Genomic DNA, 25086 nt, shown 5'->3' with positions numbered 1-25086 from the left:
ATTTTTGAAGGCGCCGAAGGTGGCTGTCAGCTGCGGTTTTTGAAGCGCCAGCTGTCGTTGCCCGTCTCGACGATATCGCAGTGGTGGGTGACGCGGTCGAGCAGCGCCGTGGTCATCTTGGGATCGCCGAACACGGTCGGCCATTCGCCGAAGGCGAGGTTCGTGGTGATGATGACGCTGGTCCGCTCATAAAGCTTGCTGATGAGGTGGAACAGCAACTGCCCTCCCGAGCGGGCGAACGGCAGATAACCGAGCTCGTCGAGAACGATCAGGTCGAGCCGCGACAGCTGCGCCGCCAGGGTCCCGCCTTTGCCGATCCGGGTCTCCTCTTCGAGGCGTGTCACCAGATCGACGGTGTTGAAGTAGCGGGCGCGAGCGCCCCTTCGCACGACATTGGCGGTGATCGCGATGGCGAGGTGGGTCTTGCCTGTCCCCGTGCCGCCGACCAGCACGATATTGCGGCGAGGCGGGAGGAAGGAGCCATCGTGAAGGGAGCGGATCATCTCCTCATTGATCGGTGTGCCCTCGAAGCTGAACCGCTCCAGGTCCTTCACCACGGGCAGCCTCGCAGCCGTCATCCGATAGCGGATGGAGGCTGCATCCCGGTGGGTCGCCTCAGCACGGAGCAGGTCGGTCAGTATCTCCATGGTGGTGCGCTTGCGCTGGAGGCCGGTGGTGACCGCCTCGTCGAACGCCGCCGCCATGCCCTTGAGTCCGAGGCCGCGCATCGTGTCGATCATATCATGCCGCTGCATCATAGCCTCGCAGCAGATCATAGCGGGCACAGTCGGCGAGCGGAGGATGCTGCAGCATCCGGTCTTCCGAAGTGACGATGCTGTGGGGTGTCGCCGGCTCGCGGCGCCGGGAGAGGATGTTGAGGATCAGCTCGTCGCTGGCCGTTCCGTTCGCCAACGCTTCGCGCACGGCAGCCTCTACCGGCTCCAGGCCATCGGTGAGCACCGCCGAGAGGACCCGCACGAACCTGCGATCGGCCTCGTCCCCGGTGCCGAGCCTTCGCCGTAATCGGTGCAGGGCGGGCGGCAGATCCCAGTCCTGGAACGGTGCGCCGTTACGCAGCGCGCCGGGCTTGTGCGCGAGGACCGGCAGATAATGCCAGGGATCGTATATCGTGCGGTTCCGACCGAAGTGGCGCTCATGCTCCCCGACGATCGCATCGCCGCAGCGTATGACGATGCGATCGGCATAGGAGCGCACCTGAACGGTCCGGCGTGCGGCCGTCGACATGACCGAGTAGCGGTTGCGATCGAAGCTGATGAGGCAGGTGCCGGTGACGGCATGCTCGCTCTCATGGAAGCCGTCGAACGGTGCCAGGATCGGCTGCAGGGCCGGTCGCTCCATATCCAGCGCCTCGGCGACGGTAATATCCCCGCGTTCGGGATGGGCATGATGCTCGGCCCAGCGCCGGCACTCGGCCTCCAGCCACCCGTTGAGCTCGGCCAGGCTGGCGAACCGGAGCCGCGGCTGGAAGAAGCGGCCTCGGATTGTCTGGACCTGCTGCTCGACCTGGCCCTTCTCCCATCCCGCCGCCGGCGAGCAGGCGGTCGGCTCGACCATGTAATGATCGGTCATGATCAGGAAGCGGCGGTTGAACACACGCTCCTTGCCGGTGAACACGGCCGTCACCGCCGTCTTCATATTATCGTAGATACCGCGTCGCGGCACACCGCCGAAGAACGCGAACGCCCGGGCATGGGCATCGAACAGCATCTCCTGGCCCTCGCGCGGATAGGCCCGGACATAGGGTGCGCGCGAGTCGCAGAGACGCATATGCGCCACCTTCACCCGCATCGGCTTGCCGGCGATCTCCACATCCTCGTGGCTCCAGTCGAACTGGTAGGCCTCACCCGGCTGGAAGGTCATCGGGATGAACGCCGGTGCGCCTTCGCCAGCATCCTTCCGCCGCGCAGCACGCCAGCGCGCCGCATAGCGGCGCACCGCATCATAGGATCCATCGAACCCCTCGCGCACCAGCAGGTCATGGATACGCGTCATCCGTAGCCGATCGCGGCGGCCGCGACCTTCGTTCTCCTCAAGCAGCGCATCGAGACGATCCTGATAAGGACCGATCCGCGGCAGCGGCTGGACTTTGCGCTGATAGTTGAACGCCGCCTCCGGCGACCGGATCGCTTTGCGGACGACCTTCCGCGACAAACGAAGGTCACGAGCGATCGCCTTGATCGCCTTACCCGCTGCATGCTCACGCCGAATCCGAACCACTGTCTCCACGATCAACATCCCGTTCTCGCCAACTGATCAAAACCAGTCGGCCGACTAAATCCCCGGGATGAAGGGGTCCTTTTTGCACGCCGATCACCCCACGAAGGGGGTGCCTATTGCACGCTGATCCTCACAGGTGATCGAGCGCACGCTGAACACCACTCCGAAGGATGCCACGCATTGGTCGATCCGTTCCATGGCAGCCGAAACGGGGCTGTCGCACACCACCATCCGCCGGATCTGGTCTGCGTTTGGCCTGCAACCTCACCGGTCCGAGACGTTCAAGCTGTCCACGGACCCGTTGTTCGTCGACAAGGTCCAGGACATTGTCGGCCTCTACATGTCTCCGCCGAACCGGGCAGTCGTGCTGTGTGTGGACGAAAAATCCCAGATCCAGGCGCTGGATCGCGAGCAACCGGTTTTGCCGATGGCACCGGGCGTGCCTGAGCGGCGAACCCATACCTATATCCGCAATGGCACGACATCCCTGTTCGCCGCACTCGACATCGCTACCGGCGCCGTGATCGGCAAGTGCTACAAACGGCATCGGGCAACTGAGTTCCTCGACTTTCTCAAGCGGATCGACGCCGCGATGCCCGAGGGTCCGGACGTCCACCTCGTGATGGACAACTACGCCACCCACAAGACGCCGAAGATCAAGGCCTGGCTGGCGCGCCGCCCGCATTGGCATGTTCACTTTACGCCAACATCGGCGTCCTGGATCAATCAGGTCGAACGGTGGTTTGCAGAACTGACGCGCAAGCAGCTGCAACGCGGCGTCCATCGCTCCACGGCTGAACTCGAAGCCGACATCGCCGCCTTCATCGCGGCGCATAATGAAAATCCCAAACCCTATAAATGGGTCAAATCCGCCGACGAAATCCTCGCCTCGGTCAAACGCTTCTGCCAAAAAACAATGAGTCGAACTTCGGATTCACGTGACTAGATCACCTAGCTCGGCATGCAAGCGCCCTTGGCTTCGGCCAGGAGGAGATGACGGCGCACGGCTTTGGGACGACGGCGGCAACGTTGCTCGATGAAATGGGCCAGTGCAACCCCGACGCCATCGAGCGGCAGTTCGCTCCTATGGACACCGTAGCCATCGGCGTGCCTAGCAATCGCGCTGATTTCTTCCATTGAAGTTCCTCGGCACAAAATCCTTGGCTGGAGAAGCCATGGCAATGCGGCATCGGCTCGAAGCGAACAGCCCTTGGGAGGGCGTTCGGAGCAATTGGATCAGGCTAGACAGAAAAGGGCGCCGGAAGCATCTGCCCCGGCGCCCCTTTCGACGATCCTGCGATCAAACCGCTCAGGCGGCGGGCAGCGCGGCCTTGGCCTGGGCGATGATGGCGCTGAACGCCTCGCCTTCATGCATCGCGATGTCGGCCAGAACCTTGCGGTCCAGCTCCACGCCGGCCAGCTTGAGGCCGTGCATGAACTGCGAATAGGTCAGGCCTTCGGCGCGAACGCCGGCGTTGATGCGCTGAATCCACAGACCACGGAAGGTCCGCTTCTTCACCTTGCGGTCGCGATAGGCGTACTGGCCGGCCTTTTCGACGGCCTGGCGCGCGATGCGGATGGTGTTCTTGCGACGGCCATAATAGCCCTTCGCCTGATCCAGAATCCGCTTATGCTTCGCCTTCGTGGTCGTACCACGCTTGACACGTGCCATGGGTCAGAACCTCCTTACTTCAGGCCGTAGGGCGCCCAGAGGCGCACATGACCGGCATCGGAATCCGACAGCACGCTGGTGCCGCGGTTCTGACGGATATATTTCGCATTGTGGCTGATCAGGCGGTGACGCTTGCCAGCGACGCCGTGCTTGACCTTGCCGGTGGCGGTGAACTTGAAGCGCTTCTTCACACCGCTCTTGGTCTTCATCTTGGGCATTTTCGTCTCCTTGTTCAGCGCGACGATTACGGACAGCCACGGCAGCCCTCGTTAGCCGGGCGGTCCTTCCGAAATATCGCGAAGGGCGCGCCATAGTCGCATGCGCGGGGCAAAGCAAGCGATTCGGAGCCAAAAGCCGCCACGCGGCGTTGTTGATGCCACCATGGCCGATGTCGAACCCTCCCCCACCCCCACCGCGTCCGCGCGCTGGCGCGCGCATGCCCGCAACGCCCGCGCACGCTGGCGGCGGCTGCCGCTGCCGGCGCGGATCATCCTGTGGGTCATTGGCATTCTGTTCGCGATCTGGCTGGTCCTCTTCATCACCAAGGGCCGGTTCCTGAAGGGTCCGTTCGAGTCGATCGCCAGCAACAGGATCGAACGGCAGGTGCGGGTGGGCGGCGACTTTCAGCTCTATTTCGCACCGGTCACCATCAAGTTCCTGGCGCAGGACATGAGCGTCGCCAACACGCCGTGGGCCAGCCTGCCCGACGTGTTCCGCGCCGACCTGATCGACATGCGCCTGTCGCCGCTCAGCCTGATCTTCGGGGACCGCTACCGGATCAAGTGGCTGGAGCTGCGCAACGCGGCGGCGGACCTGGAATGGTCGCGCGATGGCAAGAGCAACAGCTGGACCTTCGGCGATCCCGACGCCAAGGGCGAGCCGCTCGACCTGCCGCTGGTGCGCCGCGCGCTGCTGGCGGGGACGACGATGCGCTATCGCGATCCGCGCATGCAATTGTCGACCGACATCGCGTTCGACACCGTGCGCGCGCAGGATACCCGCTTCGCCAGCGACCTGCGCTTCACCGGCGAGGGCATGATGCGCGGCCATCCCTTTGCGCTGAAGGGCGGGCTGCTGTCCCCCAATGAAACGGTGACGGGCGGCGCCAACCGGCTGGCGGCGCGAGCGACATCAGGCGCGACCGTGCTGGAGGTGACCGGCACCCTGCCCGGCGCCACCGAATTCGAAGGCAGCGACCTGCGGCTGGTCACAACCGGCCCCAATCTCAGCCTGTTATTCGATTTTCTGGGCGTCGCCATTCCCGATACCCGGCGCTATCGCTTTACCTCCGCCCTGACCAAGGCGGGGAAAGAATGGCGCTTCACCCATTTGAAGGGACGCTTTGGCGACAGCGACCTGGCCGGGCGCATGACCGTGTCGCTGCCCGACGATCGCCTGCTGCTCAAGGCGGACCTCGCCACGCAGAGCCTGGACATCATCGATGTGGGGCCGTTCATCGGCTATGATCCGCAGCGGCTCGACGCCCAGGGCGGCGATGGCGCGGTGCGGCAGGTGGGCGGCACGCCCCGCATCCTGCCCGACGCGCCGCTGCGGATCGAGGCGATCCGCAATTTCGACGCCAATGTGCGCTACAGCGTCAAGGCGATCCGCGCTCCCAACGTCCCCATTTCCAACGCCGCGGTGACGGTGAAGCTGGACCATAGCCTGCTGACGCTGTCGCCGCTCACCTTCGACATGTCGGGCGGGCATGTCGCGTCCGACATAGAGATCAACGCCCGCAACCAGCCGGTGCGCACGCGCTACGACATTCGCCTCGCGCCCACGCCCATGGGCAAGCTGCTGGCCCGCTGGGGCGTGGAGGAATCGGGCACGAGCGGCACCATCAAGGCGCGGGTGCAGATGACGGGCCTGGGCGAAACGCTGCATGAATCGCTGTCCACCTCCAACGGCCGGATCGCGGTCGTACTGCCCGCTGGCACCATGTGGGCGCGTAATGTGCAATTGTCGGAGATCGACATCGGCACCTTCATCACCAAGATGTTCGAGGACAAGCTGAAGGAGCCGGTGCAGATCAACTGCGGTCTCATCGCCTTCACCGTGCGCAACGGCGTGGCGGCGGCGGACCCGATCCTCATAGACACGAAGAAGAATGTCATGACCGGACGCGGCGGCTTTTCCTTCCGCAACGAGAGCCTGGACCTGGCCTTCCGCGCCGACGGCAAGAAAATCAGTCTGTTTTCCGGCCAGTCCCCGGTCGGCATCACCGGCTATTTCGCCAAGCCCGGCATCAACGTCATCAGCCCCGAACTGATCGCGCGGGGCGGCGCGGCAGCTGCGCTGGGCATTGCTGCGACGCCACTGGCGGCAGTGCTGGCCTTTGTCGACGTGGGCGACGCCAAGGGCGCGGCCTGTGGCCCGGTGCTCGCCGGCGCCAACGCGCAGGCGCAGCGCACCAAGGGCGGCAAACCGCGCGACGATGTCGGCCGCGGCACCACCGCCAAGGATGAGGAAGGCAAGGGCAGCAAGGCGGAGAAGAAGAGCCAGGACAAGAAGTTCCTCGGCATCTTCTGATCAGCCATGCATGCGGCGGGGCTGGCGCCCCCCCCCCCAGATGAAGGCGCGGCCGAGCCTTATTCCGCCGCCGGCAGGGCGCGGGCTTCGTCGGCCTGAACGTCGCGCGCCAGGACGTCGAGCGGCTCGACCGGCTCGATCTCCTTGCCGCCCGTTTCGATGTCCAGATCGCGGAACTTGCGACCGGTGGAGAGGACACGGGTTTCGAAGCTGCCGATGAAGCTGTTGTAATTGGACACGGCGCTGTTGAGGCCAGTGCCGAGCCGCTTGAGGTGCGTCGCGGCGACCGCCAGCCGTTCATACAGCTCCTTGCCGAGCTGGCCCACCTGCTGCGCCTGTTCCTGCATCTTGGCCTGGCGCCAATGGCCCGCCAGCGTACGGGCGAGCGGCAGGAAGGTGGCCGGGCCGCAGATGATGACGCGGTTGCGCGCGGCGCGCTCCCACAGCTCCATATCCGCTTCCAGCGCGGCGGTGACGAAATTGTCGCCGGGGACATACATGATGACGAAGTCGGGCGCCTTGGCGAACTGCTCCCAATAGGCCTTGCGGCCGAGCGCGTCGGCATGGGTGCGCACGGCGCGGGCATGGTCGGCGAGATAGCGTTCGCGCAACGCGCCATCGACCTGGTCGACGGCGTTGAGATAAGCTTCGAGCGAGCATTTGACGTCGACCACCAGCTGCTGGTCGCCCGGCAGGCGGATGATGAAGTCCGGCCGCAGCCGGCCATCCTCCACCGTCACCGACACTTCTTCCTGGAAGTCGACGAAGGGTGAGAGGCCGGCGGTTTCGATGAGGTTCTTGAACTGCTGTTCGCCCCAGCGCCCCCTGGTCTTGGGCGCGGCGCGCAGCGCATTAACCAGCTTGGCCGTTTCCTCGCGCACCTGTCCTTGCCCCGCATGGACCATGGCGATCGCCTCGCGCAGTTCGGCATAGCTGCCGACCCGATCCTTCTCGACCCGGGCCAGCCCCTCTTCATAGCGCTTGAGCGTGGTTTCGACCGGATTGAGCAGGGTCCGCAGCTGCGCCTCGCTCTTTTCATGGGCCTGGGCGAAGCGCTGATCGGCGCGGGTAAGGAACTGGGTCTGGGCAGATTCGAGCAGGCGGCCGCCAATCTCGCTGAACTGGGCGGACAGCTGGTCCTTGGCGTCTTTAAGCGCAGCGATCTGCTGTTCGAAGGCACGAGTACGGGCCTGGATGTCAGACTGGAGCGCGGCGAGGTCGCGCAGCGCGACTTCGCGTTCGGCCTGGACCGCTTCGAGGCGCTGGGCGGCGGCGGCCTGCACCTCGCCCAGGCGCTGGTCGGCGGCGACCTGCGCGGCTTCGAGCCGGGCGATCTGACTGGCGGCCTGGGCGACGCGCTCCTTTTCCACTGCCAGCTCGGCGATGGCGCCGTTGCGCTGAGCGGCAGCGGTGTCGAGCTTCGCGGTCAGGTCGGCCTTCTCCGCCATCAAAGGCGCGACCGAGCGCGTGCGTAGCCACCAGCCGACGGCAAGCCCGATCAGCAGCGCGACGAGGAGGAGAAGGGCGGCCGAAAGGTCCATCAGAAATCCTTGCTTGGGAACGAAACAGGAACCTAGCGGCAGGCGGGCAGGGCCGCAAGTCCGACAGCAAAGCCGACACACGTGCGAAATAGGGTATATTTGATTAGCTAGCTAGCTAATGAAAATGGATCGGCTGTTGCACATGGGTTTGGACTGCGACTTTTCAGTGGAAATCCCGGGACTTGGGGAGGATGCGGACATCGCGCGGATGGCTGCCGGTGCGCGGATGCTGGGGGTGGAGAAATTCGTCGGCGCGCGACAAGGCGATGCGCGGGCGCAGCGTCTCGCTCAGCCGGTCGAATTCGGCGGTGCGGTCATGAACGCGGCTCGCCATCAGATGGACGACGCCTTCCCTGCTGCGCTGGATTTCCCCTTCCACCAGCATCAGCCGGCTGGCCATGACCGGGCGGCGCTGCATTTCGAACAGGCGCGCCCATAGCAGGATGTTGGCGATGCCGGTTTCATCCTCGATGGTGATGAAGATCGCATTGCCCTTGCCCGGTCGCTGCCGCACCAGCACCACGCCTGCCACCATGACCCTGGCGCCATTCTTCGCCGCACTCGCCTGCGCGCAGCTCAGCACGCCCTCGCCCGCGAAGACGGGCCGCAGAAACTGCATCGGGTGGCCCTTGAGCGACAGGCGAGTCATCGCATAGTCGGTCGTCACCTGCTCGGCGAGCGGCATGGCGGGCAGCCGCGCATCGGGCTCCTCGCCCAGTTCGCGCGCTTCCCCCTGCCTTTGCCGCGCCGCCGCGAACAGCGGCAGTTCGTCGGAGGGCGTGCGCCGCGCTTCCCACAAGGCGGCGCGCCGGTCCTGCCCCAGCGAGCGGCAGGCGTCGGCATCGGCGAGCAGGCGCAGCGCCCGCGCCGGCAGCCCCGCCCGGCGCGCCAGATCCTCCATGCTGGTAAACAGCCCGCCTGCCGCCCGCGCCTCTGTCAGTTGCGCCGCCCAGCTTTCGCGAAACCCGTCAATCTGGCGAAAGCCAAGGCGCAGCGCCAAAGCCCGCCCCGCCCCTTCGCCCCGGTCGCCGCGGCGGGACCGCAGCAGCGGTTCAAGGCCATTGTCCCACAGGCTCATATTCACGTCCACGCCATGGATGGTGACGCCATGATCGCGCGCGTCGCGCACCAGCTGCGCGGGCGCGTAGAAGCCCATTGGCTGGGAATTGAGCAGGGCGCAGGCGAAAACCGCGGGCTGGTGGCATTTGATCCAGGCCGAGACATAGACCAGGCGCGCGAAGGACAGCGCATGGCTTTCGGGAAAACCATAGCTGCCAAACCCTTCGATCTGGCTGTAGCAGCGTTCGGCGAAGTCGCGCTTGTAGCCGCGCCGCACCATGCCGCCGATCATCTTTTCCCGGAACCGGTCCATGCCGCCGACCTGGCGGAAGGTCGCCATCGACCGGCGCAACTGGTTGGCTTCCGACGGTGTGAATTCGGCGGCGACGATCGCCAGCTTCATCGCTTGTTCCTGAAACAGCGGCACGCCATAGGTCTGCTTCAGCAGATCGCGCAGTTCATTAGGGTTGTGCGGCGGGTCGGGCGAGGGAAATTCCGGTTTTTCGAGGCCAGCGCGGCGGCGCAGATAGGGATGGACCATGTCCCCTTCGATCGGGCCGGGCCGCACGATCGCGACCTGGACGGTAAGGTCGTAAAGCTCGCGCGGGCGCAGGCGCGGCAGCATGTTGATCTGCGCCCGGCTTTCCACCTGGAACACGCCGATACTGTCGCCCCGGCACAGCATGTCGTAGACGGCGGGATCGTCGGCGGCGAGGTCCACCTCCAGCTGATGATCGCCCAGCCCGTGAGCGCGCATCAGGTCGAACGCCTTGCGGATGCAGGTCAGCATGCCGAGCGCCAGCACATCGACCTTCATCAGGCCCAGCGCGTCGATGTCATCCTTGTCCCATTCGATGAAGCTGCGGTCGGCCATGGCGGCGTGATGCAGCGGCACCGTTTCGTCGAGCCGGTTCTGCGTCAGCACGAAGCCGCCGACATGCTGCGAGAGATGGCGCGGGAAATTCGCCTCCAGCAACTGGCCGACCAGCTGGCGCAGCCGGACGATCTGCGGATTGTCGAGGTCGAAGCCCGCTTCGCTGATCCGCCGTTCGTTCATGTCGCGCGAATAGCTGCCCCAGATGGTGCTGGAGAGGCGCGTGACGACATCGTCGGACAGGCCGAGCACCTTGGCCACTTCGCGGATCGCGCTGCGCGAGCGATAATGGATGACGGTGGCGGCGATGCCGGCGCGGTGGCGGCCATAGCGCCGGTAGATATATTGCATCACCTCCTCGCGCCGCTCATGTTCGAAATCGACGTCGATGTCGGGCGGTTCGTTCCGTTCTTCCGACACGAAGCGGGAAAAGAGCAGGTCATGCTTCTGCGGGTCGACCGAGGTGACGCCGAGCAGGAAGCAGACCATCGAATTGGCCGCCGATCCGCGCCCCTGGCACAAAATGCCCTTCGTCCGGGCGAAGGCGACGATGTCGTGGACGGTGAGGAAATAATAAGCGTAGCGCTGCTTGGCGATCAGCGCGAATTCCTCGTCCAGCAGCGCCTGGACCTTGGCCGGGATATGCGGGCCATAGCGCACATGAGCGGCGCGCAGCGTCAGTTCCTCCAGCCATTGCTGCGCGGTCCAGCCTTCGGGCACGGGTTCGTGCGGATATTCGTAGCGCAGCTGGTCGAGGCTGAACTGCACGCGGCCCAGAAAGCGCGTGGTTTCCGCCACCGCGTCCGGGCAGGCGCGGAAGAGGCGCGCCATTTCGGCGGGATCATGGAGATGGCGTTCGGCATTGGCCTCCAGCCGCCGGCCCGCGCCCGTGATCGTCGTGCCCGTGCGGATGCAGGTCAGCACATCCTGCAGCGGCCGTTCGGCGGGGCTGGCGTAGAGCGCGTCCATGGTGGCGAGCAACGGCACGCCGGTCCGGTCCGACAGGCGCTGGAACCGCGCCAGCCGCCGCGCGTCGCGCCCGTCGCGGCGCAGCGCCGCGCCCAGCCACACGCGCCCGGGCGCGAGCCGCGCCAGCCGCCTGAGCAGCGCGCCGGGATCCGCCGGGCGGGACGGCGGCACCAGCGTCAGATGGCCATGCTGCACCGATTCCCCCGCCGGGCGGTCGGCAAATGCATAGTCCACCGGCGCGCGATGGGCCTGCTGCTCCGTGGCGGTGGAGGCAGGCAGGACGATCAGCAGCAGGTCGTCGAGATAGGCGGTCAGATCCTCATAATGAAGGATGCAGTCCCCCTTGACCGAGCGCAGATTGCCGACCGTCAGCAATTTGGTGAGTTCACCCCATCCCCGCCGGGTCGCGGGATAGGCGACGATGTCGGGCGTGCCGTCGGCGAAGACGAGCCGCGCGCCCACGATCAGGCGCAGGTCGCTGCGGCAGGCGGCTTCCTCCGCCGCGTCCAGTTCGGGCGGCAGGCCCGCCCGCGCCTTCGCCTCCAGCAGGGCGGCGCGCGCCTTTTCCGGCGCCTTCTTGCGCGCGACATGGGCGCGCACCACGCCCGCCACGCTGTTGCGGTCGGCAATGCCGATGCCGGCGAGGCCGAGCGCCATCGCCCGCGCGACCATGTCGGACGCATGGGACGCGCCGCGCAGGAAGGAGAAGTTGGTCGCGGCCACCAGTTCGGCGAAGGCGGGCGCGTCCTGCCCGGGCGGAGACGGGGGTTGCGGCGGGGGCGGCGGAGAAGGCGGGGGCGGGGTGGGCGGCCTCGCGCGGTTCCGCTCCGCATCCAGGGCGCTGCGTTCGCGCTGGTCGATCGACTTGGGCCGGGCCGGATCGGGATAGCCGCGCCTTTTCCTGCCCGCGCTCATGCGAACAGGCCGTGAATATACCAGGCGGGATGCGTCGCTTCCGCGCCATAGAGGCCGTGGCGGAAGATCCAGTAGCGGCGGCCGCGCGCATCCTCGACGCGATAATAGTCGCGCGTGCGGCCGATGCCGTCGCCCGCGATCGCGCCGTCCTTCGCCCGCCACCATTCGGGCGCGATCCGTTCGGGCCCTTCATAGCGCGCGACGTCATGCAGCCCCCGGCGCCAGCGGAAGCGGTGGGGCGGGCCGTCGGGCAATTGCGCCATCACCTCGATCGGCTGGGGCGGATCGAACAGGTGGAGCGGCCGCAGCGGCGGATCGTCGGGCTCCCCGGCCGCGTCCGCGCGCTCCAGCCAGCTTTCGGGCGCGCGCGGTTCGACCGCGGGCAAGGCGAGCTGCGCCTGTTCGGGCATATGGCTGTCGCGCGGGGCGAGCCGCTGGATGCGCGCGCGCCCGGCGCGGATCGAGAGGCGATCGACCAGGGCGGCGACGCTGTCCTCCCGCCGCGCCTCGCCCCCTTCCAGCGCCAATTGGGTGGGGGCGAGCTTTTCCGCCTGCGGCACGGTGAGGCGCAGCATGTCGAAGCCGAAGCCCGGGTCGATCGGGTCGGACAGCGAATCGATCCGCTCGCGCATCAGCCGCAGGATGGCGGGGGCGTCGCGCACCGGCAGGCTGGTTTCCACCCGCAGCGGAAAGGCGAGCCCGTCGCTGCGGAAGAAGACCGCTTCGAACCGCCGGCCGCCCTCGCCCCGCTCGGCCAGCCGCTCGCCCGCCTGCGCCGCCATCTCCTCCAATATCGTGAGCGCATAGGCGGTGCTGCCGATCGGTTCGGCGAAGAGGCGATCGATGCACACGGCGGCGCGCGGGCGGCGCGGCGCGAGCGGGCGGTGGCCCCGGCCCAGCAGTGCGTCGAGCGCGTCGATCGCCTCTTCGCCAAAGCGCGCCGCGAGCGTGGCGGCGGGACGGGACGCCAGATCGCCGACGGTGCGCAGCCCCGCGCGGCGCAGCGCCACCGCATCGGCAGCATCCAGCCCCAGCGCCTCGACCGGCAGGCGGCGCACGGCGGCGTCCTCGTCGGGCGCGGGCGGGCCGGGGAAGCGAGCGAGCGCGTGGGCGGCCTCCGGGCTGGAGGCGATGGCGTGGCGGACGCGCAGCCCGTGCCGTTCCAGCCGGGCCGCCGCACCGGCCGCCAGCGCTTCGTCCCCGCCCCACAAATGGCCGCAGCCGCTGATGTCGAGCATCAGCCCGGCGGCGCCGTCGGGCGCGGCATTGGGGGTGTAGCGAGCGCAGCCGTCGCACAAGCGCTCCAGCCAGTCCTGGTCGGCATGGGGATCGGCGTCGAACACGCGCAGGTCCGGTTCGCACGCGCGCGCGTCGGCCAGCGTCATGCCCGGCGCCAGGCCGATCGCCAGCGCGTCGGCATCGACGCTGCACAGCCGCATCGCGCCGCGCACCGTTTCCACCACCACGGCCGGCCCGTCGCCCGCCGCCCAGAGGTCAGGCCGCGCGATCCGCAGCCGATCGACCGGCAGAAAGGGGAAGCTCAGCGCCAGGTAGCGGCGCATAGGCGTCTGCCCGATCCCGTCCATCGTCATGGCGTTCATCGCCCGCGTCTCCAAAACTGCCTCTATCCCTGTCCCACACCAGCCGCCATGCCTGTCCGTCCGACCCGGCGCGGCGGCGCAGCAGGGTGAGGGCGAAGGCGGCGCGGCCCGGCCCATTGCCCGGCAAGGGCGCGGAGGGCGCGGCCGTCACTCGCCAGCGGGTTTCCGCCGCGCTGGGCGTCGGCGCCCCGCCGATCCGCAGCAGCAGCGCGGTGACGCCCGATGCTTCGGCCGCCAGCGCCAGCCGGCGACTGGCGGTCAGGTCGAGCAACGGCGCGCGGCCGCGCAATTCCATCACCAGCCCGCCCAGCGCCGGGCAGCGCAGCGCGTCGATGCCCGCGCGCAGCAGCATGGCGTCATCGGCCATGGTGCCGATCAGCAGCCGCGCCGGATCCAGCCCCAGCGCCGCCAGCCCCGGCCCATAAGGTGCGCCGCCGACCCGCGCCGCCCCCTGGGTGCGCAGCCACAGCAGCGGCGCGTCGCCGCCCGCCAGCTGCGCCCAGAGCAGCGCCAGCCCGGCGACCGCGCCTTCCTCCTCCCCCTCGCCGAACAGCTCATGCACGCGGCCGCAGGCCAGCCCGCCGCCCAGCGCGTCGTCCAGCGGCGCATGGCCGGTGGCGAAACGGGCGCACGCATCCCGCGCTGGCGCCCGGTCCAGCGAGGCGATATGCCGCTTGAGCGCGGCGAGGCTGGGAATCGACTCGACCATATCAGTGTTCCTGTTATGTTCTTATTTCTTCCCAGGAACGGCGGGAGTCAAGGACGGCTGTTTTCAGGACGCCAGTTTCTTCGCCAGCGCCGCCTGCGCGCGCGCGGCATAGCGGCGGCAGGCGCCCGGATCCTCGAACGGATGGGGCGTGCGCGCCTGTGCCAGCCGCGCCAGCCGATCCGCGTCGCCCGGATCGGGATGGGCGCTGATCAGCATGTCGCACGGCATCGCCTTCATCTTCGCAAAGGTCGCGCGGAAAGCGTCGACGAAGCGCCGGTGCGCCGGATCGGCGAAGCGCCATCCATCGGCCGCGATCGGATTGAGGCTGGAGGCGAAGACGATGGTCCGGCACGCCTTGCCTTCGCAGGCGGACCAGCTCCAGCTCATGCTGCCCAGCGTATGGCCGGGCGTCGCATGGGCGGTGACCGCCACCTCGCCCAGGCGAATGACGGCGCCGTCGCGCACCGCCCTGACATGGCGGACGGCGGGAAAAGGATCGAGCCAGGCGGCCTGCGGATCGTCGGGATCGCCGCCGCCCTGGCGCAGCACCGCCGCCGCCGGCGCGCTCGCCACCACCTGCGCGCCGCTGTCCCGCGCCAGCGCGGCGAGGCCGCCGGCATGGTCATAATGGGGTTCGGTGCTCAGGATCAGCTTCACGTCGCGAATCGAAAAGCCGAGCGCGCGGATATGCGCCTCTATGTCCGGCACCGCCTGCGGCACCGCGCCGTCGATCAGGATCAGCCCGGCGCGGGTGCGGATCAGCGCGACGCTGAGCCCGCCGAACCCGACCAGATAGGTGCCGCCATAAAAGCGCGCGGGCGCCTGGGGCGTCAGCCATTGCCGCGCATGATCGGGCGCGATCGGGCGCAGCAGCGGATCGTCCGGCGCGGCGGCGCCCGCCAGCAGCATCCCAGCCAGGCTTATGCCCAGCAGCATCGTCTTCCTTGCCATATCGTCCTGCTCCCTGTGGGTGATGCGCCGATGGTGCCGATCCGGCGGCGCGGCGACAAAGCAGCATTTCTCGACAGAGGCATGAGCCTGGCTTATGGATTGCGGCCATGGACCGCGCCCAGTTGCCGCTCAACGCCCTGCGCGCCTTCGAAGCGTCCGCCCGCCATCTCAACTTCACCCGCGCGGCGCTGGAATTGTGCGTCAGCCAGGGCGCGGTGAGCCAGCAGGTGGCCGCGCTGGAGGCGCGGCTGGGCGTCGCCCTGTTCCGCCGCCTGCCGCGCGGGCTGATGCTGACCGACGAGGGACGGGCGCTGCTGCCGGTGATGGGCGACGCGCTGGACCGGATCGGCGCGACGCTGGACCGGATCGAGGGCGGGCGCCCGCGCGAGGCGCTGACGCTGGGCGTGGTGGGCAGCTTCGCCGATGGCTGGCTGCTCGACCGGCTGCCCGATTTCGAGCGCGCCTGCCCGCATCTCGACTTGCGCATCCTGCTCAACAACAACCGCGTCGACCTGGCGGGCGAGGGGCTGGACCTCGCCATCCGCTTCGGCGAGGGCGCGTGGCACGGCACCCATGCCCAGCCGCTGCTGCGCGCGCCGCTGACGCCGCTCTGCGCGCCCGGGCTCGCCGCCCGGATCGACACCCCCGCCGCGCTCAACCGGGAAAGGCTGCTGCGATCCTACCGGGCGGAGGAATGGCCGCGCTGGTTCGCCGCCGCGGGCCTGCCCTGCCCGCCGCTGCGCGGCGTCGTCTTCGACAATTCGGTGCTGATGGCGCGCGCGGCGATGCGCGGACAGGGTGTGGCGCTGGCCCCGCCCCTGCTGTTCGCCCGGGCGCTGGCCGCGGGCGACCTGGTCCAGCCCTTTCCCCTGGCGGTGGACATGGGCGGCTATTGGCTGACGCGCCTGATGTCGCGCGCCGACAGTCCCGCCATGGCCGACCTGCGCGCCTGGCTGGCGGCCGCGGTTCAGGCGGGATAGCGGATCGCCATCACCTCATATTCGCGCTCGCCCGCCGGCAGCAGCACGCGGCGCAGGTCGCCCACCGCCGCGCCGCGCAGCGCGCGGGCGATCGGCGATCCCCAGCCGATGCGGCCGGCATCGACATCGGTTTCGTCATTGCCGACGATGGTGACGGTGCGATGATTGTCGTCTTCATCCGCAATGGTGACGGTCGCGCCGAAATAGACGCGATCCTTGTCAGGTTGCTGGCGCGGGTCGACGACCTTGGCGTCCTTCATCTTTTTCGACAGCCGCTTCAGTTGCCCGTCAATCTCGCGCATGCGCTTGCGGCCATAGAGATAGTCGCCATTTTCGCTGCGGTCGCCATTGCCCGCGGCCCAGCTCACCACCTCGACGATGCGGGGACGCTCGACGCCCAGCAGATGGTCATAATCGGCGCGCAGCTTCGCGAAGCCTTCGGGCGTGATGTAATTGGGATAGGGGGTGGCCATGGCCGACTCCTCCTAGCCGTTCGGATGGAGCGGAGTCGAGACAGGCGTCCCGACTCCGTGTAGAGGCCTCAGCCCGGCGTCTGCTTGCCCAGATAGCGGCTGAGCACCGCGTTGCTGCCGCGGAACTTGGCGCGTTCGGGGTTCATCGCTTCGTAGACGACGGCGTTTTCCAGCACACGCTGCACATAATTTTTGGTTTCGTAGATCGGGATTTCCTCGATCCAGCGCAATATGTCGGCGCCCGGCAGGCGCGGGTCGCCATTGGCGCGGATCCATTTGTTCACATTGCCAGGGCCCGCATTATAGGCGGCGACCGCGAGCGGATAGCTGCCGCCATAATAATCGAGCATGCGCTGGAAATAGCCCGACCCCAGCATGATGTTGTAGCTGGGATCGTTCAGCGATGCGGGGTCGTAGCTCATGCCGAGCTTGCCCGCCTGTTCGCGCGCGGTCCCGGGCATCAGCTGCATCAGGCCGCGCGCGCCGGCATGGCTGACGATCTGCTTGTCGAACTGGCTTTCCTGCCGCGCGATGGCATGGACCATGGTCCAGTTATATTGCGCCTGGCTGGGCACCGGCACGCGCGGGAAGGCGCTGTCGCCATAGCCGGTGAGACCGCTGGAGACGGCGCGGCGGCCAACCATCACGCTCATGTCCGGGCGACCGATCTGCTGCGCCAGTTCCGCAGCGAGGAAATGATCGGTGTCGCTGTCGGCATTATTGGCGATGGCGCGGGCGAATTTGCTCTGGTCGGCCCAATAGCCCATCTGGCCCAGCGCCTTGACCGCGCGAACAACCGAGCGGTTGTTGAAGGCCGCGCGCTCGGCGGCCGAGATCGGCACCGGCCGCTCGACCGTGGCAGGCGCGGGAACGCGCCGGCCCAGCCGTTCGAGCGCGAGCTGTCCGTAAAACTGGTCGGGGAAACTGCCCGCCTGGGCGAAATAGCTGTTGGCGCTGGCGCTGTCGCCGGCGGACAGGGAGGCGCGGCCGGCCCAATAATAGCCCTTGGACCGGGTCTGGGGCGATTTGGCCGCGTCGGCATAGCGGCGGAACATGCCGACGGCGTCGACTGGGCGGTTGAGATTGTAGAAGGCGGTGGTGCCCGCCAGCCAGGCGAGGCTGGTATAATCGTCGCGCACGCCGATCGGTTGATCGCTGACGTCGGCGCCGGGCGCGAGCGCATCGTCGATCTTGCTGGCGATGCCCCAGGCAAAGGTCCACTGGCTGTCATTGGCCGCGGCGCGCGCCTGGTTCAGCAGCACCTCGTAAAATGCCTCGGCATCCCCGGGCCGGTAGGTCAGCGCCGGGCGATTGGCGAGATATTGGCGCGCCGCGATCCAGTTGCCGCTGTCGCGCAGCCACAGCGCCTTGTCGGCGACATAGCCGGCATCGGCCGCGCCGATGGCGTCGGCCGCCTGCATCAGGCCGGTCGCTTCGGGCGCCTTGCGCTTGAAGGCGATGCGCGCGGAAAAGACCGGCCGGCGCGCCGCGCTGACATAGGGCAGCATGCGCATCGCGCCGGCAATATCGCCATTCCACAGCAGCATGTCGGCGCGCAGATCATGGTCGGCAGGCGTGAAGCCCGACCCGAACAGCGACAGCAGCCGCGCTTCGTCGCTGGGCTGGAGCGTGCCGCCGATCCAGGCGTTGCGCGCGGCGACCCGCGCTTCGTCCATGCGGCCCGTCTGCATCAGCGCGACCGCGTTGCGGGCATGGCCGACCGCCGTGCGCGGCGGGAATTGCGCGAAGAAGGCGACGACCTGCGCGGGCGAATAGCTGTCGGGATTGATGCCGGTTTCCGCCAGCCGCCGCATCCGGTCCTCGCCCGGCCAACCGGGATTGGCCATGATGAAGCTGGCATAGGGCGCAAAGCCCAGCCCATCACTCTGCTGCAGCGCGCGCCACTGGCTGATCGTGCCGGCGATGCTGCCGTCGGTCGGCTGGCCGATCTGCGCCTGCACCCGATCCCACTGGCTGGGCTGGCCATATTCGGGCGGCACCGGCTGGACCATCGCGCCGGTCGGGGCGGCGGGCAGGGAACGCTCCGTCTGCGCGCTTGCGCCGGCGGTCATCAGCAACATGGCAATAATGGGCATGCGGATCAGGCAACTTTCGACAGGAGGGGAGGTGCGCATGCTGGACATAATCGCATTTGCATCCTTATCAGGCCCTGAATGACGCGCTATAGCGCGCCGCTTGTCGCATCATGCCCCGGTAGCCCGGAGATTTGAAGGAGTTTCATCATGTTTTCGGGCTCGATTCCGGCTCTGGTCACCCCGTTCCGTGACGGGACGATCGACGAGGCCGCCTTTCGCGCCTTCGTCGACTGGCAGATCGCGGAAGGATCGAGCGCGCTGGTGCCGTGCGGCACCACCGGCGAAAGCGCGACGATGACGGTGGAGGAGCATAATCGCGTCATCGCCATCTGCGTCGACCAGGCGGCCGGGCGCGTGCCCGTCATCGCCGGATGCGGGTCCAACGACACGCGGATCGCGCTGGACCATATGTATGCGGCACAGGCGGCGGGCGCGGACGCCGCGCTGGTGGTCGCGCCCTATTACAACAAGCCCAACCAGGACGGCGTCTATCGCCATTTCGCCTGGCTGGCCGAACGCTGCGACCTGCCGATCATCCTCTACAATGTGCCCAGTCGCACCATCACCGACATCGGCGTGCCGGTGATCCACCGCCTGTCCGAGGAGTTCCAGACCATCGTCGGGATCAAGGACGCGACCGGGAATCTGGGGCGAGTCACCGCGCAGCGTCTGGCCTGCCGTCCCGACTTCTGCCAGCTTTCGGGCAATGACGAAACGGCGCTGGGCTTCAACGCGATGGGCGGCAAGGGATGCATCAGCGTCACCGCCAATGTCGCGCCGCGCCTGTGCGCCGATTTCCAGGCGGCCTGCGCGCGCCACGACTGGGATGGCGCATTGGCGCTGCAGGATCGTCTTTATCCGCTGCACGATGCGCTGTTCAGCGATTCTTCACCCGGCCCCGTCAAATATGCGCTCACGCGCGTGCGGCCCGACATGCCCGACGACGTCCGCCTGCCGATCACCTGGCCGTCGGAATCGAGCCGGGCGGCGGTCGACCGCGCGCTGGAGATTGCGGGACTGGTGTGATTCCCTACATCCGTTCGGTTCGAGCCTGTCGAGAACCGGAATGACAGGGTTCTCGACAGGTTCGAACCGAACGGAATGAAGTAGAGAATATGGCCCGCCCCCGTCCCGAAGCCTTTGACAAGAAGAAGATCGTCGCCGAGAATCGGCGCGCGAAGTTCGAATATTTCCTGGAGGACATATTCGAGGCGGGCATCGCGCTGCAGGGGACCGAGGTCAAATCGCTGCGCTTTGGCGAGGGCAATATCGCCGAAAGCTATGCCGAGGTGAAGGGCGCGCAGGTGTGGCTGGTCAACAGCAACATCCCCGAATTCAGCCATGGCAACCGCTTCAACCATGAAGCCAAGCGGCCGCGCAAGCTGTTGCTGCACGAACGCGAGATCGCCCGCATGCATGGCGCGGTCGAGCGCAAGGGCATGACGCTGGTGCCGCTCGCCCTCTATTTCAACAGCCGGGGCAAGGTGAAGGTCGAACTGGCGCTGGCCAAGGGCAAGAAGACCCATGACAAGCGCGAGACCATCAAGGAACGCGACTGGAAACGGGACCAGCAGCGCATCCTGAAGGCGCACGGCTGATGAGCCGGCTGACCCGCTGGTGGCATGCCAATTGCCCGACCCGCGAGTCGCTGGAGCGCAGCCGCATCCTCGCCCCGGTAGCGCATCGGGTGCTGGAGCCCTCGCTGTGGCGCTTCACTCGCCGGTCGGTGCCGCGCGGCGTCGCGCTGGGGCTGTTCGTCGGCCTGTTCCTGATGATCCCGGGCGTGCAGATGGCGGGCGCGGCGCTGTTCGCCCTGCCGTTCCGCGCCAATATCCCGGTCGCCGCCGCCATGACATTCCTGTCCAACCCGGCGACCACGCCGCTGATCCTGATGGCGTCGGTGTGGCTAGGCAACTGGATGCTGGGGCGCAGCGCCGACGCGTCGGGCTTCATGGCGCTGGTCGACGGCCATGCCGGGATCGGCCAGTGGACCGCCTGGCTGCTGTCCGAAGCGGCGCCGGCGATGCTGCTGGGCCTTGCCCTCATCTCCTGCGTCTGCGCCGCGATCGGCTATGTCGTCGCCGACTGGTTCTGGCGCCATCGCATGGGCCGCAAATGGCAGGCGCGCAAATTGAGGATTGGCAAGGTCCATCAAAGCGGCGCATTGGAGAAGGCGGCCGGCGTCTGACGCCGCGCCGACAGGGTCCGATGGCGAAGCAGGGGGTTGGCCGGTCATGGCGGCACGGCTGAAAAAGGAAGATGAGGCGTGGCTGGACCAGCCGCCCTCGCCCTTCGCCCTGCCCTTGCTACTGGGCGCGGCGCTGGTGTCGGCCGGGCTGGTCTTCTACGCCGCCGGCAATGTCGCGCTGGCCGCGGGTTTCGGCGCCAGCGTCATCGCCATCGCCGCGCTGATGCGCTGGTATCGCCATCTCTACCCCGCCGCCCTGTCGCACAGCGAGGCGACGCCCGACTGGACCGTCGCGCGCGCCGCCGCCGACGCGTCCCACATCGCGATCGCGGTGACCGACCGGGCGGGCCGACTGGTGTGCGCCAGCGACCTGTTCGGCGAATGGTTTCCCGGCTATCCGACGCCGCCAGGCGTCACCGGCGACGCGGCGCTGACCGAAAACCTGTCGCAGGCCGCGCGCGCCGCCTGGCGCGACGGCGACGGCAAGCTGGAGGGGCTGGCGCTGGGTGCGCTGCGGCTGGACGTCGACATCGCCCGCACCGGTCGGACGGAGGATTATCTGCTCTGGCGCTTCACCCCCGTGCGCCAGCCCAGCGCCCTGGACGATGTGCACCGGTTCCTGACCGGGGAAGCCGGGCGGCAGCTGGGCGAAGCGGGCATCATGGCGGTGATGATCGGCGGCGAGGGGCGCATCCGCGCCGCCAATGGCGCCTTCCTGCTGCGCGCGGCCGGGCGCATCGACGCCAATATAACCGGCCGCGACTTCGCCGCCCATATGCGGGTGGACGACAAGGGCCGGCTGTTCCTGGCGCGCGAGGAAAATGGCGGCCTGCCGCTGCGCCTGCTGCAGGTGCCGCTGCGCCGGGCGAGCCAGCCGGGTGGGGCGCAGGGATCGGCGCAGGACGGGCCGATGCTGCTGCTGCTGATCGACGAGCCGTCGGGCGGCGGCGGCACGTCGGCGCTGTCCTACATCGAAACGCTGCTCTCGCTGCTGCCCTTCGGGCTGGCGATGGCCGATCGCGACGGGCGCATCCTGTTCGTCAACAAGGCTTTCGCCCGCGCCGCGGGCCTCAAGGCCGGGGCCAAGCCCAGCTATCCCGGCGACCTGGTCACGCGCGAGGACCAGGCGGCCGTGGCCGACGCGGTGCGGCGCTTTGCCGTCGGGCCGCAAATGTCCGGCGACATCGTCGTGCGCATGCGCGAACAGCCCGACGAACCCACGGCGCTCAGCCTGGCGGGGGTGCGGGGCCTGGGCGAAGCGGCGGTGCTGCTGAGCCTCAAGGACAATAGCGAGGAAAGCAAGCTCAAGCGGCAGGTGGCGCAGGCGACCAAGATGCAGGCGATCGGCCAGCTGGCCGGCGGCGTGGCGCATGATTTCAACAATATCCTGACCGCCATCATCGGCCATTGCGACCTGATGCTGATGCGCCATACGCCCGGCGACAGCGACTATGACGACATCCAGCAGGTCAAGTCGAACAGCAATCGCGCCGCGGGCCTGACGCGCCAGCTGCTCGCCTTTTCGCGGCAGCAGACGCTGCGGCCGCAGATATTGCAGCTGCCCGACATCGTGTCGGACGTGTCCAACCTGCTCAAGCGCCTGCTGGGCGAAAATGTGCGGCTGGAGGTCAGTCATGGCCGCAATCTGGGTGCGGTGCGGGCCGATCCGGGCCAGCTGGAGCAAGTGATCGTCAACCTGGCGGTCAATGCCCGCGACGCCATGCCCGAAGGCGGCACGCTCAACATCCAGACCTATGCCGTGCCCGCCGCCAAGGCGCGCGAGATGCGCCAGCAGATCCTGCCGATCAGCGACTATACCGCGCTGCGCGTGTCCGACACGGGGCTGGGCATCCCGCCCGACATATTGGCGAAGATTTTCGAGCCTTTCTTCACCACCAAGGAATTGGGCAAGGGCACGGGGCTGGGCCTGTCCACCGTCTATGGCATCGTCAAACAGTCGGGCGGCTATATCTTCGCCGAATCCGAACTGGGCCGCGGCGCCAGCTTCGTCATCTACCTGCCCGTCTATGCCGGCGCCGACGCGGAGGAGGAGGCGCCGGTGCGCGAGCCGGTCAAGCGCGCCGAAACCTGGGGTTCGGGCACCATCCTGCTGGTCGAGGACGAGGATATGGTGCGCGCCGTCGCCGAACGCGCGCTGACGCGCCAGGGCTACAAGGTGCTGACCGCCAATGACGGCGAGCAGGGGCTGGAGGTGCTGGCCGCCCATGACGGCATCGACCTGCTGATTTCCGACGTCGTCATGCCCAATATGGACGGCCCGGCGATGGTGGCGCAGGCGCGCCGCACGCACCCGCGCCTGCCGGTGCTGTTCATGTCGGGCTATGCCGAGGAGCAGCTGCGCAAGTCGATCGACATCGCCAATGTCGCTTTCCTGCCCAAGCCCTTTTCCGTCAACCAGCTGGCGCAAGCGGCGCGCGACACCATGGCGATGCAGCCGGCGGCGGAATGATCTTGCGGCGGATCAAGGCGAAGGGGCTGGGCAAGCGCGCGCCATTGGGCTAGCCAAGCGCCCGGTCGAACCCCCGTCGAACAAGGGAAAATGCATGTCGGACGCGAAATCCATCCTCATCGTCGAAGATGAAGCGATGATCGGCATGATGCTCGAGGATTATCTCGATGCGCTCGGCTATCGGCTGCACGCCGTCGCCGCCACCGTGGACGACGCCTGCGCCCAGGCGCGCCAGGGCGGGTTCGACGGCGCGTTGCTCGACTGCAACCTGCAGGGCGAGAAAAGCTGGCCGGTCGCCGACATATTGGTCGAGAAGGGCATTCCCTTCGTGTTCGCGACCGGCGGCATGGCCGACGACCTCCCCCCGGCTCATGCCGACCGGCCGACGCTGGCCAAGCCCTTCACCATCGGCGCGGTCGAGCGCGCGCTGGGCCGCATCCTGCCCGGCTGAGGCAGTCCGCCCCGGCACGATAGGAAAATTCCGTTCCCCTCTTGTTCCACGAGAACAAATGGGATACACCCTCGTCCAGCGCCGAGGGACTCGACGCGATCCGCTTGACAGGGGATAGGCCGATGACCGCAATGCTCCAACTTATCGATTCCAAGAAGACGGGGAATATGGACAGACAGAAAGCATTGGAGGCGGCGCTCGCCCAGATCGACCGCGCCTTCGGCAAGGGCTCGGCGATGAAGCTGGGATCGCGCGAGAAGATGGAGATCGAAGCGATCTCGACCGGATCGCTCGGCCTCGACATCGCGCTGGGCATTGGCGGCCTGCCCAAGGGCCGCATCATCGAGATTTACGGGCCCGAAAGCTCGGGCAAGACGACGCTGACGCTGCATGCCATCGCCGAAGCGCAGAAGGCGGGCGGGACCGCGGCCTTCGTCGACGCCGAACATGCGCTCGACCCGGTCTATGCCAAGAAGCTGGGCGTCGACATCGACGAACTGATCGTGTCGCAGCCCGATACGGGCGAGCAGGCGCTGGAAATCGTCGACACGCTGGTCCGCTCCAACGCGATCGACGTGCTGGTGGTTGACTCGGTCGCCGCGCTGGTTCCCCGCGCGGAAATCGAAGGCGAAATGGGCGACAGCCATGTCGGCCTGCAGGCGCGGTTGATGAGCCAGGCGCTGCGCAAGCTGACCGGGTCGATCTCGCGCTCCAAATGCATGGTGATCTTCATCAACCAGGTGCGCATGAAGATCGGCGTGATGTACGGTAATCCGGAAACCACGACCGGCGGCAACGCGCTCAAATTCTACGCCTCCGTCCGTCTCGACATTCGCCGCACCGGCCAGATCAAGGATCGCGACGATATCGTCGGCAACACGACCAAGGTGAAGGTGGTCAAGAACAAGGTCGCCCCGCCGTTCAAGCAGGTCGAATTCGACATCATGTATGGCGAGGGCATCTCCAAGATCGGCGAACTGCTCGACATCGGCGTCAAGGCCGGGCTGGTCGAGAAGTCGGGCGCCTGGTTCTCCTATGACTCGGTCCGCATCGGCCAGGGTCGCGAGAATGCCAAGACCTATCTGAAGGAACATCCCGAACTGGCCGACCGGCTGGAAAAGGCGATCCGCGGCAAGACCGAGGAAGTGGCCGAGGGCATGATGACCGGACCCGATGCGGAGGATGATGGCGAATAAGCGCGGACAGGCGCTCCGGCCGGATCAACCGGAGCGCGGTTTGCGCCCTCGCCCACCTGGCGCGTCACGCACCGAAAAGACCCGCCGCGCCCCTGCGCGCTGCGGGTCTTTTACCGTCAGTGAGGGGCGCGGTTGAGCGGGGCGCGTGCGGGGCGCGGCTAGCGGGGCGCG

General features: G+C 67.6%; 20 protein-coding genes and 1 pseudogene. 10 read left to right on the top strand and 11 right to left on the bottom strand.

The window, feature by feature from the left end:
• Positions 1-26 precede the first annotated feature (26 nt).
• Both istB and istA read right to left on the bottom strand, forming a co-directional pair.
• Positions 27-755 carry an IS21-like element helper ATPase IstB gene (gene istB, locus ACGGKE_RS11940; protein WP_031304487.1) on the bottom strand — a complete coding sequence of 243 codons (729 nt, stop codon included), beginning with the start codon at positions 753-755 and terminating at the stop codon, positions 27-29.
• Positions 742-2256: an IS21 family transposase gene (gene istA, locus ACGGKE_RS11935; protein ID WP_021238707.1), complete on the bottom strand. Its 1515-nt coding sequence runs from the start codon at positions 2254-2256 to the stop codon at positions 742-744. The genes istB and istA overlap by 14 nt, the downstream gene beginning before the upstream one ends.
• 115 nt (positions 2257-2371) lie before the next feature.
• On the opposite strand from istA, the pseudogene ACGGKE_RS11930 reads away from it, so the two are divergent.
• Both ACGGKE_RS11930 and ACGGKE_RS11925 read left to right on the top strand, forming a co-directional pair.
• A pseudogene (locus ACGGKE_RS11930) lies at positions 2372-3184 on the top strand (IS630 family transposase); the annotation flags it as partial.
• 47 nt (positions 3185-3231) lie between these two features.
• Entirely contained in the window at positions 3232-3378 is a 147-nt protein-coding gene (locus tag ACGGKE_RS11925) for a hypothetical protein (RefSeq protein WP_394438128.1), read from the top strand.
• A gap of 169 nt (positions 3379-3547) precedes the next feature.
• Here the strand turns inward: ACGGKE_RS11925 and rplT are convergent, their stop codons facing one another.
• Entirely contained in the window at positions 3548-3910 is a 363-nt protein-coding gene (gene rplT / locus ACGGKE_RS11920) for a 50S ribosomal protein L20 (RefSeq protein ID WP_007689504.1), read from the bottom strand.
• A 14-nt stretch (positions 3911-3924) separates the two neighbouring features.
• On the bottom strand, positions 3925-4128 hold the full coding sequence (rpmI, locus tag ACGGKE_RS11915; RefSeq protein ID WP_009823219.1) for a 50S ribosomal protein L35: 204 nt from the start codon (positions 4126-4128) through the stop codon (positions 3925-3927).
• A 163-nt stretch (positions 4129-4291) separates the two neighbouring features.
• Here rpmI and ACGGKE_RS11910 point away from each other — a divergent pair, with 163 nt between their 5' ends.
• Positions 4292-6442, top strand: coding sequence for an AsmA family protein (locus ACGGKE_RS11910; RefSeq protein ID WP_394438123.1), 2151 nt, complete (start codon positions 4292-4294; stop codon positions 6440-6442).
• Positions 6443-6501: 59 nt separating this feature from the next.
• On the opposite strand, the gene rmuC is transcribed toward ACGGKE_RS11910, so the two are convergent.
• The 5 genes from rmuC to bla all read right to left on the bottom strand — a co-directional run bounded on the left by rmuC (position 6502) and on the right by bla (position 15061).
• A complete protein-coding gene (gene rmuC, locus ACGGKE_RS11905; RefSeq protein ID WP_394438121.1) occupies positions 6502-7983 on the bottom strand; it encodes a DNA recombination protein RmuC in 1482 nt (493 codons plus the stop codon).
• Positions 7984-8146: 163 nt separating this feature from the next.
• Positions 8147-11800: an error-prone DNA polymerase gene (locus ACGGKE_RS11900; protein ID WP_394438119.1), complete on the bottom strand. Its 3654-nt coding sequence runs from the start codon at positions 11798-11800 to the stop codon at positions 8147-8149.
• Positions 11797-13392, bottom strand: coding sequence for a Y-family DNA polymerase (locus ACGGKE_RS11895; protein ID WP_394441955.1), 1596 nt, complete (start codon positions 13390-13392; stop codon positions 11797-11799). The genes ACGGKE_RS11900 and ACGGKE_RS11895 overlap by 4 nt, the downstream gene beginning before the upstream one ends.
• On the bottom strand, positions 13295-14110 hold the full coding sequence (locus tag ACGGKE_RS11890) for an ImuA family protein (RefSeq protein ID WP_394438117.1): 816 nt from the start codon (positions 14108-14110) through the stop codon (positions 13295-13297). The genes ACGGKE_RS11895 and ACGGKE_RS11890 overlap by 98 nt, the downstream gene beginning before the upstream one ends.
• Positions 14111-14173: 63 nt before the next feature.
• On the bottom strand, positions 14174-15061 hold the full coding sequence (bla, locus tag ACGGKE_RS11885) for a subclass B3 metallo-beta-lactamase (protein WP_394438115.1): 888 nt from the start codon (positions 15059-15061) through the stop codon (positions 14174-14176).
• A 107-nt stretch (positions 15062-15168) separates the two neighbouring features.
• On the opposite strand from bla, the gene ACGGKE_RS11880 reads away from it, so the two are divergent.
• Complete coding sequence (locus ACGGKE_RS11880; RefSeq protein WP_394438113.1) at positions 15169-16041, top strand: LysR family transcriptional regulator; 873 nt, start codon at positions 15169-15171, stop codon at positions 16039-16041.
• On the opposite strand, the gene greB is transcribed toward ACGGKE_RS11880, so the two are convergent.
• Positions 16029-16514, bottom strand: coding sequence for a transcription elongation factor GreB (gene greB / locus ACGGKE_RS11875; RefSeq protein ID WP_228167116.1), 486 nt, complete (start codon positions 16512-16514; stop codon positions 16029-16031). The two genes, ACGGKE_RS11880 and greB, sit on opposite strands and share 13 nt — an antisense overlap.
• 68 nt (positions 16515-16582) lie before the next feature.
• On the bottom strand, positions 16583-18658 hold the full coding sequence (locus ACGGKE_RS11870) for a transglycosylase SLT domain-containing protein (protein ID WP_394438110.1): 2076 nt from the start codon (positions 18656-18658) through the stop codon (positions 16583-16585).
• A 99-nt stretch (positions 18659-18757) separates the two neighbouring features.
• Here ACGGKE_RS11870 and dapA point away from each other — a divergent pair, with 99 nt between their 5' ends.
• The 6 genes from dapA to recA all read left to right on the top strand — a co-directional run bounded on the left by dapA (position 18758) and on the right by recA (position 24915).
• Complete coding sequence (dapA, locus tag ACGGKE_RS11865; protein ID WP_394438108.1) at positions 18758-19636, top strand: 4-hydroxy-tetrahydrodipicolinate synthase; 879 nt, start codon at positions 18758-18760, stop codon at positions 19634-19636.
• An 89-nt stretch (positions 19637-19725) separates the two neighbouring features.
• Positions 19726-20208 carry an SsrA-binding protein SmpB gene (gene smpB / locus ACGGKE_RS11860; RefSeq protein ID WP_228167119.1) on the top strand — a complete coding sequence of 161 codons (483 nt, stop codon included), beginning with the start codon at positions 19726-19728 and terminating at the stop codon, positions 20206-20208.
• The gene (locus ACGGKE_RS11855) at positions 20208-20798 is read left to right on the top strand and encodes a DUF2062 domain-containing protein (RefSeq protein WP_394438105.1); all 591 of its coding nucleotides are present in this window, start codon (positions 20208-20210) and stop codon (positions 20796-20798) included. The genes smpB and ACGGKE_RS11855 overlap by 1 nt, the downstream gene beginning before the upstream one ends.
• A gap of 46 nt (positions 20799-20844) precedes the next feature.
• Positions 20845-23268: a response regulator gene (locus tag ACGGKE_RS11850; protein ID WP_394438103.1), complete on the top strand. Its 2424-nt coding sequence runs from the start codon at positions 20845-20847 to the stop codon at positions 23266-23268.
• Positions 23269-23362: 94 nt separating this feature from the next.
• The gene (locus ACGGKE_RS11845) at positions 23363-23719 is read left to right on the top strand and encodes a response regulator (RefSeq protein ID WP_317517261.1); all 357 of its coding nucleotides are present in this window, start codon (positions 23363-23365) and stop codon (positions 23717-23719) included.
• A 122-nt stretch (positions 23720-23841) separates the two neighbouring features.
• Entirely contained in the window at positions 23842-24915 is a 1074-nt protein-coding gene (gene recA / locus ACGGKE_RS11840) for a recombinase RecA (RefSeq protein WP_394438101.1), read from the top strand.
• Positions 24916-25086: the final 171 nt, after the last annotated feature.

Origin of the sequence: Sphingobium naphthae (assembly GCF_043589935.1) — a bacterium.
Taxonomy (GTDB): domain Bacteria; phylum Pseudomonadota; class Alphaproteobacteria; order Sphingomonadales; family Sphingomonadaceae; genus Sphingobium; species Sphingobium naphthae_A.
This window is presented reverse-complemented; position numbering and strand designations above follow the sequence as displayed.

Excerpts from the sequence above, each read along its gene's own strand:
- istB (WP_031304487.1), bottom strand. The coding sequence starts at position 755 with ATGCAGCGGCATGATATGATCGACACGATGCGCGGCCTCGGACTCAAG.
- istA (WP_021238707.1), bottom strand. The coding sequence starts at position 2,256 with ATGTTGATCGTGGAGACAGTGGTTCGGATTCGGCGTGAGCATGCAGCG.
- ACGGKE_RS11925 (WP_394438128.1), top strand. The coding sequence starts at position 3,232 with ATGACGGCGCACGGCTTTGGGACGACGGCGGCAACGTTGCTCGATGAA.
- rplT (WP_007689504.1), bottom strand. The coding sequence starts at position 3,910 with ATGGCACGTGTCAAGCGTGGTACGACCACGAAGGCGAAGCATAAGCGG.
- rpmI (WP_009823219.1), bottom strand. The coding sequence starts at position 4,128 with ATGCCCAAGATGAAGACCAAGAGCGGTGTGAAGAAGCGCTTCAAGTTC.
- ACGGKE_RS11910 (WP_394438123.1), top strand. The coding sequence starts at position 4,292 with ATGGCCGATGTCGAACCCTCCCCCACCCCCACCGCGTCCGCGCGCTGG.
- rmuC (WP_394438121.1), bottom strand. The coding sequence starts at position 7,983 with ATGGACCTTTCGGCCGCCCTTCTCCTCCTCGTCGCGCTGCTGATCGGG.
- ACGGKE_RS11900 (WP_394438119.1), bottom strand. The coding sequence starts at position 11,800 with ATGAGCGCGGGCAGGAAAAGGCGCGGCTATCCCGATCCGGCCCGGCCC.
- ACGGKE_RS11895 (WP_394441955.1), bottom strand. The coding sequence starts at position 13,392 with ATGACGATGGACGGGATCGGGCAGACGCCTATGCGCCGCTACCTGGCG.
- ACGGKE_RS11890 (WP_394438117.1), bottom strand. The coding sequence starts at position 14,110 with ATGGTCGAGTCGATTCCCAGCCTCGCCGCGCTCAAGCGGCATATCGCC.
- bla (WP_394438115.1), bottom strand. The coding sequence starts at position 15,061 with ATGGCAAGGAAGACGATGCTGCTGGGCATAAGCCTGGCTGGGATGCTG.
- ACGGKE_RS11880 (WP_394438113.1), top strand. The coding sequence starts at position 15,169 with ATGGACCGCGCCCAGTTGCCGCTCAACGCCCTGCGCGCCTTCGAAGCG.
- greB (WP_228167116.1), bottom strand. The coding sequence starts at position 16,514 with ATGGCCACCCCCTATCCCAATTACATCACGCCCGAAGGCTTCGCGAAG.
- ACGGKE_RS11870 (WP_394438110.1), bottom strand. The coding sequence starts at position 18,658 with ATGTCCAGCATGCGCACCTCCCCTCCTGTCGAAAGTTGCCTGATCCGC.
- dapA (WP_394438108.1), top strand. The coding sequence starts at position 18,758 with ATGTTTTCGGGCTCGATTCCGGCTCTGGTCACCCCGTTCCGTGACGGG.
- smpB (WP_228167119.1), top strand. The coding sequence starts at position 19,726 with ATGGCCCGCCCCCGTCCCGAAGCCTTTGACAAGAAGAAGATCGTCGCC.
- ACGGKE_RS11855 (WP_394438105.1), top strand. The coding sequence starts at position 20,208 with ATGAGCCGGCTGACCCGCTGGTGGCATGCCAATTGCCCGACCCGCGAG.
- ACGGKE_RS11850 (WP_394438103.1), top strand. The coding sequence starts at position 20,845 with ATGGCGGCACGGCTGAAAAAGGAAGATGAGGCGTGGCTGGACCAGCCG.
- ACGGKE_RS11845 (WP_317517261.1), top strand. The coding sequence starts at position 23,363 with ATGTCGGACGCGAAATCCATCCTCATCGTCGAAGATGAAGCGATGATC.
- recA (WP_394438101.1), top strand. The coding sequence starts at position 23,842 with ATGACCGCAATGCTCCAACTTATCGATTCCAAGAAGACGGGGAATATG.